Genomic DNA, 5,495 nt, shown 5'->3' with positions numbered 1-5,495 from the left:
GGCGTTCTGGACTTTTTTAAGAAGTTCGTCGTCGTCCGGCAGGTGAAGAAAGGGGATCTGCCCCATCTCCCTCATGGCGTGGATCCCCTTGTGAATTTCCTGCGTCTGCGTTTCGAGATCGAAGAGCCGCTGGATATCGATCCCCATATCCTGCCCAAGGGAGGAGGCCATGACGCGATTGAAGTCGATTTTGATGTCGGGATTCATTGAACCTTCAGGCGGCCATCTTTGCCTTCATTGCCGTTTTGACAATCTCTGAGACAAATGAGGAAGCATCGAGAATTTCAATTAAAATCGGTTTTCCTTTCCTGTCGAAATGCACAATTGCCGGCCCCATTTGTGTGGCATGGTCGATCTTGCCGGATTTTGATGTCTCAATAGTCAACACATCAGCCTCGATATCAAAGTCGATTTTCATAGCGGTTCTTCCTCCCCGGATAAAAAGTTATAATGAATATCTCATGATTCCTTGTTTTCGTCACCACCCTAATTACGTGCGTCTTCGATATGGATTTTTGGTAGATAATCTTGTCAGGTTCCTGATTTGAGGTGGCATCGGGGTTTTTGACTGCCCCGATTACCTCTTTTTTGGTCACGGCAAAACCGTGTCTTTTTAGCATGGCGAATTTGGCCAGGGAATGTCGGCTGAAACAGACCTTCACGCGAGGTGCATAGCATACTTCTGTTCCGTTCCTCAAAGAAAAAACCCTTCTCGACCGATCAAGACATTTTGATTCTTGGCGAAAGTCGTGATATCTTAGAAAAGATGCGTGCTATCAGTCCATCCTGCGCCGCTGGCTGGAAAAAGGGGCGGCGTGAACAGCCGATACGCCTCGTGGTTGATGAGTATTCATTATTCAGTACATTTACCTGAATCGAGGGTTGTTTAGTATTCCTCTTTGATTCATTCATCACGCCCCTACGGATTTCTTTTTAGTCACAATTCGCATCGATACCAGACCCAGAAGGCCCAAGATCAACTCAAGATAATTCGCCGAACCGTTCGTGGCGCTTACATCGCACCCGCAACCGCTGGAGCCGGTATCGTCTGATACATCTCCGCTAACGCAACCATCGTCCAGCGCGTCGGCATCGCCATCACAGTCGTTGTCGGCGCTGTCATCGCAGGTCCCTTCGGTATCCGAAGATTCGTCGGCATCGACATTCACGGCGGCATCGCCGTCGTCGCAGTCGAGCTCGCCGCCGACGCTCCCATCCTCGGAATACCCGTCGCCATCGTCATCGACATCCGCGTCGCCAACGCATCCCTCGTCGGTTTCGCCGTCGCAGTCGTTGTCCTCTTCATCATCGCAGGCCTCGACGCCAACCGGGCTGGCCTCGGCAGAGGCATCATTGCAATCGCCGGGGAGGACCGTATCATCGGTACAGGCCTCGGTGTCTTCGCAGTAGCCGTCGCCGTCGTCGTCGTCGGTGGACTCGCCAGCAAAGACCTCGTCGGTTTCGCCGTCGCAGTCGTTGTCGATATCGTCATCGCCGGCGTCGTATTCGCTGGCGCCGGGATTAATGGTTGCATCCTCGTCATCGCAGTCCTCCGCGCCGCCGACAGTGCCGTCTTCGGAGTAGCCATCGCCGTCGTCGTCGGTGGCGCTGTAGTCGGGGCAGGTGGCGTCGGTGTCCGTGCCGCCGTCGCAGTTGTTGTCGATCTCATCACTGCAGGTCCCGTCATCCTCAATTTCGGTCACGCCGGGGTTGATGTCGGGATCGTCATCGTCGCAGTCGCCAGCGCCAAGGCTCTCATCGGGGCACTCATAGATCGCCTCGCAGTAGCCGTCGCCGTCGTCGTCCGCGGCTTCGTCACAGGAGCTTAGCATATCATATGAACCATCGCAGTTTTCGTCCACTTCATCTTCGTCGCAGTCTTCGGCCGCGGGGTTGATGGGATATCCATCGGCCACGCCATCCCCATCTGTATCCTCGGCAGTGTCGTCGCAGTCCTCCGCGCCGCCGACAGTGCCGTCTTCGGAGTAGCCGTCGCCGTCGTCGTCGGTATCCTCTTCCCCACCTTCTCCGCACTCTTCGTCCTCATCGTCGCAGTCCTGGTCAATCCCGTCGCCGCAGATTTCCTCGGCATCGGGATGGATGCTCTCATCCGAATCGTCGCAGTCGCAACTGTCCACCATGACCGCGCTCAACGTGTATTTCCGGTCTGCAACAATGGAGGCAATGGGTGAAAGGACATATGACTTGAAGCCGACCGGCGATGAACTCGAACGTTTGGCCCTGCGGGCGCTTGAAACCGTGTCGCCGCATTCATCTCCTTCGTCGTCGCCATCCACATAATATCCGTCGCCATCCTCGTCGCTGTCGTAATCGGTTGTCGGTGTCGTTCCGCCGCTGACCTCGACTGTGTTATCACCGCCATCCACAAGACAGGGGAGGTCATCCTCGCCGTCGCCGTCGTTGTCGCCGAAGAGGTCATAGTCGGTGATCGCCGATCCATCCTCCGCCGTCGGGGCGTTCATCTTGATGGTGAGATTTCGGAGTGTTACCGAATCATCAGGCTGGCTGGATCCGCAGGCGAAAACCGCCTCCCCCTCCGCCAATGCCGTCCCGTCGATGGTCACGTTGCCGTAATCGGTCCAGGAAGAGATGGGGGTGGTGCCTTCGCCCCAGTTTCCCACCACGACGGTCATCTTATCTTTGTTGTTAAACTTCAGGGTATCTACAAGAACAATGGGATCCTCAACCGTATTTGTATAGTTCAGGACTCCGTCGGGGATTAAGTCCCATTCCTCCGTGAAAAAGTTGATGGCCTGGTCAAAGGATGAGTCATCGGCTGTTCCGGAGGGGATATCGCAGAAACCTTCCGCGCTGTCGGCGTTGTTGTAGGTCTGGATTTTCCGGCGGAGGCTTCCAAGGTTGTAAGGCTCGCTGGCCCCGTCCTTTTCGTTGGCGACCAGACAGACGGCCTGTGCCGGGCGCATTCCCGCGGTAAGCCCAAAAAGGGCCACACTACAGGCAAAAAAGCCGAAGATGATTTTTTTAAACATGGTTCTCTCCTCTCGCTTGATGATTTTTTAGAAGCCGAATCCGAACTGATCCCGCAATCCCCAGAGGCAGAAGGGCCAAAAGGAGCTGAACGAGATTTGCAAGGCCCATGCCGGTTGAGGCGGAGGTCAGGTCGCAACCGCAACCGCTCCCCCCCTCCAGCGCGCCACAGAGGTCGATGTTGCCAAGGCAACTGACATCCGGGTCGACATCGCAGGTAAAACCGTCGCAGTCGAGGTCCACCCCCGTGGTGCAGGCGTCCCCTTCGGCCTCGTTTGCATCCGGGTAGGCGGAAGGGTTGGCGTCGTCGCAGTCGCCCGGCAGGCTTCCGTCGTCGCACGATTCAAAATCCTCGCAGTAGCCGTCGCCGTCGTCGTCCACATCCGCATCGCCGGAACATCCCTCGTCGGTCTCGCCGTCGCAGTCGTTGTCCTCTTCATCATCGCAGGCCTCGGAGGAGGCAGGGTTGCTGTCGTCATCGTTATCGTCACAGTCGCATTCGGCGGTGTCGTTGCAGTCCCCGTCGCCGTCGTCATCATCGTAATAGCCGTCTTCGTCGTCGTCGGTATCGCCGGTCTCCTCGGCGCAGGCGACATCGTCGGCGCAGTCGGAATCGTCGCAGTCGATTTCGCCGTCGCCGTCGTTATCCTCGCCGTCGGTGCAGTCTTCGACACAGGCCTCGTCGTCGCCGGAACAATCCTGATCGATGTCGTCGCCGCAGATTTCGGTTCCGGAGGGGCTCACCGTCGCTTCGGTGTCGTCGCAATCGGTGTTGTCGGCTACATAACCAGTCGGCTGGTCACAGACATCCTCTGATACGGCGGTGTCGCCATAGCCGTCACTATCCGAATCGGCATACCAAGTGGGGATTTCGTCAATCGTGCCGTCGCAATCGTTGTCGATGCCGTCACTGCAATCTTCGGGTGCGCCGGGGCTGACCGAGGCATCGCTGTCGTCGCAGTCAAACAAGCTCATGTCGGTTGAATCGTTCCAGTCCCCGTCTCCGTCGTCATCATCGTAATAGCCGTCGCCGTCGTCGTCGATATCGCCGGATGTCGTTGCCGCTTCCACCGTCAAGGTGACTGTTTCCGTATCGCAGGTTTGATAGAAGGAGGAGACCGGAGTGAGCCCATCGGTGACAATGCTTGTGGGGCCTGTGGGGGCCACCATGGCAAACGGAAGACTCCTGTCCGATTCCACCTTGGCATAAATGGTAAAGGGATAATCGCCCGCCGCCGTGGAGGCGCTGGTGGTCACGGCGATGGTGGTCGACCCTCCCGAGGCAACCGTGACGCTGGAGGTCGGATCTTTGGTCATGGTGGAATCGGTGCCGGAAAGAGAAATTCTCCCCTCCCCTTCATAGCCACCGGAGGTAGCATAGGTGATTGTATAAGAAACCGATTCCCCCTGCGTGACCGTTCCATCGGCGGGATCTTCGGTCACCGTAATGGAACAATCGCCGTCATCCCCATCGCAGTCTTCGTCCGTGCCGTTTAGGGGAATTTCCTCGGCACCGGGATAGGCATCCGGATCGGTATCGTCGCAGTCATCGCCGCCGGAAGTGATCGAATCGTGGCCGTCGTCATCGGCATCGTTGTCGGTTGTTTCCTCCTCGCAGGCGGTATCGTCCGCGCAATTGGAGTCGTTGCAGTCGACATCGCCGTCGTTGTCGTCATCCTGTCCGTTTTCGCAGTCATCTTCAGGGCACCAGGAAGCCGAACCGGGGGTGGCGGTGGGGAGGGTATCACTCGGCCCGTAATTGCCGCAGACATAGACATCCCCTTCGTCCACCAGGCACTCTTCCTCAAAAACCTGGTCGTAGTTTAAGCCGTCGGTATAGATGACCATGTTTCTCAAGCCGTATTTAATGCTGTCGGAACCGGCATTGCAGTTGAAAACATTGGTATCGACTTTGCCGTTGGCTTTTTCGTCGGCGTAATCGCGGGCGTCGATGACGATCAATTCGTAGGCATCGAGGCTGTCGTCATTGCCGATCATCACGCTGGCATCGGGGCTTTTGAGTTTCAGCCGCGAGGTCAAGGCAATGGTGTGGCCGGCAACGCCGCCGTCGGCGTCGCAGGATGATGGAAAGGTGTCGCAGAACTCCTCCGTGACAAACTTGACCGCGAGATCGTAGTCGGCGCTGATGGAAGACGGGGCCTCGCATCCCACCGTTCCGAGGCCGTAGGTGTTGATGGAATCGTTGAGTCCCACCAGGCCGTCAAGGTCGGCGGCGCTGGTGCTCTCCGTATCCACCCAGCAGGTGGCGAATGCCGCGCGCCCGGCCAGAAAGGAACAGATCAAAACGAGCAACATGACGGTCATTTTTTTCATAAAGCGGTCCCCCATAAATTTTTACACCTTTACCCGTCCACTTGAAGTTATCGGCAAGTTGTAAAAAAAGTTGCTAAAAGATTTTTAAAAATGAATGATTTTTGGAGGGGCTGAAAATTTGATAATAAAATTCGGCTAGTTAGTTAATCGGC

4 protein-coding genes are annotated in these 5,495 nt (G+C 56.5%); all 4 read right to left on the bottom strand.

The window, feature by feature from the left end; all coding sequences use genetic code 11:
* A partial coding sequence (locus HYU99_06995) for a hypothetical protein (protein MBI2340090.1) occupies positions 1–207 on the bottom strand: 207 nt, incomplete at its 3' end.
* A gap of 7 nt (positions 208–214) precedes the next feature.
* Complete coding sequence (locus tag HYU99_06990; GenBank protein MBI2340089.1) at positions 215–418, bottom strand: DUF2283 domain-containing protein; 204 nt, start codon at positions 416–418, stop codon at positions 215–217.
* A 493-nt stretch (positions 419–911) separates the two neighbouring features.
* A complete protein-coding gene (locus HYU99_06985) occupies positions 912–3,011 on the bottom strand; it encodes a hypothetical protein (protein ID MBI2340088.1) in 2,100 nt (699 codons plus the stop codon).
* The gene (locus HYU99_06980; GenBank protein ID MBI2340087.1) at positions 3,004–5,343 is read right to left on the bottom strand and encodes a hypothetical protein; all 2,340 of its coding nucleotides are present in this window, start codon (positions 5,341–5,343) and stop codon (positions 3,004–3,006) included. Before HYU99_06980 ends, HYU99_06985 begins: the two co-directional genes overlap by 8 nt.
* Positions 5,344–5,495: the final 152 nt, after the last annotated feature.

The organism is Deltaproteobacteria bacterium, assembly GCA_016183175.1.
GTDB lineage: Bacteria > UBA10199 > UBA10199 > UBA10199 > SBBF01 > JACPFC01.
This window is presented reverse-complemented; position numbering and strand designations above follow the sequence as displayed.